Genomic DNA, 1,739 nt, shown 5'->3' with positions numbered 1-1,739 from the left:
GGACGCGCTGCTCGGCCCGGACGACCGGTGGACGAACGAGGCCACGGTCATGGACCCGTCCCAGTCGATCGGCCGGTCCGCCGACGCCCAGCGGCTGCGGCTGCTCGCCGACGATCTGCTGGCGCTGCTCGACACCCAGGTGCCGCGGCTGAGCGCCAAGGACAGGGAGCGGGCGGCGCTGTACGGGCGCACCGCCGTCGGCCTGCTCCGCTACCACTCCTGGATGGCCGACACCTCCCCGGCGCGGATGACGCGGCTGTCGGCCCAGCGGGACGCGATGATGGCCGCCAACCTGCGCGCCGTCGCCGGGCAGGGCCCGGCCCTGGTCTTCTGCCACAACCTCCACCTGCAGCGGAACAAGAACCTCATGCCTTTCGGCGACCAGTTCGTGGAGTGGTGGAGCGCGGGGGCGATCACCGAAGCGCACCTGGGCGACCGGTACGCCTTCCTGGCCTCCGCCTTCGGCACGGCCGGCGAGGACACCCCGCCCCCGGACACCGTCGAGGGCATCCTGTCCACGCTCCCGTGGGACCACTCTCTCGTCGACGCCCGCCGCCTGGCCGAGGCCGTCACCAAGCCCGCCCCGCGCGTCTCCCACGATTTCGCCTATTTCCCGCTGGACCCGGCCCAGCTCGCCGCGATCGACGGCGTCGTCTTCCTCAAGCGGGCGGTCAGGCTGGGCTGACACGCGCGTGCGTGACCGCCATGGGCCGATGCGTCGTACGCGCGGGGTTCAGGCCCGGCTGCCCGGCCGCCGGTCAGCCGAGGCCGCGCAGGAAGTCGGCGGCGACCGGGGCGGCGACCGCGCCGCCCATGCCTCCGGCCTCGACCACCACGGCGAACGCCACCTCGCCGCGGAAGCCGATGAACCACGCGTGGGAGTCGAGCTTCGGGCCGGTGCCGAACTCCGCGGTGCCCGTCTTGCCCGCGGTGCTCTTGGGCAGCCCGGCCTTCTTGGCCGTGCCCTTGCTCACCACGGCGGCCATCATCGTGCGCAGGTTCCGTGCCACCGGTTCCGGCAGTTGCTGCGGCTGGGCTTTCTGCTTGAGCGAGGGCACCAGGGTCGGCGGGCGCCAGGTGCCGTCGGCCACCGCCGCGGCGACCGAGGCCATCACCAGCGGGCTGGCGGTGATGCGGCCCTGGCCGAAGGACTCGGCGGCGAGGTCGGCGTCGCTGGTGGGCTTCGGCATGCTTCCCTTGGTGGCGGGGACGCCGATGGCCAGCGGCTGGTTGAACCCCATCTTGGTGGCGATCTCGTACAGCTTGCCGCCGCTGAGGTGCTGGGCGGCGAGCGGCGCGAAGGTCGTGTTGCAGGAGTGGGCGTAGGAGTCCAGGAACGACAGCGAGCCGAACGCCTCGTGGTCGGAGTTGCGGATCGGCAGGCCGCCGATGGTGGCCTTGGCGGGGCAGGTGACCTTCTGCTCGGGGGTGAGCCCCTCGGCGAGCAGCCCGGCGGCGGTGACGGTCTTGAACGTCGACCCGGGAGGGTAGCGCCCGTCGAGGGCGCGGTTGAACCCGCCGCGGTTGTTGACGACGGCGAGGATCTCGCCGGTGGAGGGGCGGATCGCCACCAGGGAGGTGGGCTTGTCCAGGGTGCGCACCGCCTCGACCGCGGCCTTCTGCACCAAGGGGTCCAGGCTGGTGCGCACGGCCACGCCGGGGGTCCCCTCGACACCGCCCCTCGTGCGGCTTGGACAGGGTGCTGTGCATCAACACGAGGCCGAACTGACTCGCCGCCC

General features: G+C 72.9%; 2 protein-coding genes. One reads left to right on the top strand and one right to left on the bottom strand.

Features of this window, described 5'->3' with window-relative positions:
- Positions 1–685: erythromycin esterase family protein (locus AB0B89_RS36280; RefSeq protein ID WP_358562281.1), on the top strand; the 685-nt coding region annotated here is incomplete at its 5' end.
- A gap of 73 nt (positions 686–758) precedes the next feature.
- Here the strand turns inward: AB0B89_RS36280 and AB0B89_RS36275 are convergent.
- Complete coding sequence (locus AB0B89_RS36275; RefSeq protein ID WP_358562278.1) at positions 759–1,655, bottom strand: penicillin-binding transpeptidase domain-containing protein; 897 nt, start codon at positions 1,653–1,655, stop codon at positions 759–761.
- Positions 1,656–1,739 lie beyond the last annotated feature (84 nt).

The organism is Sphaerisporangium sp. NPDC049002 (assembly GCF_040649355.1).
In the GTDB taxonomy this organism is placed as follows: domain Bacteria; phylum Actinomycetota; class Actinomycetes; order Streptosporangiales; family Streptosporangiaceae; genus Sphaerisporangium.
Note: the sequence above shows the minus strand (reverse complement) of the source record. Positions and strands in the feature narration are given on the sequence as shown.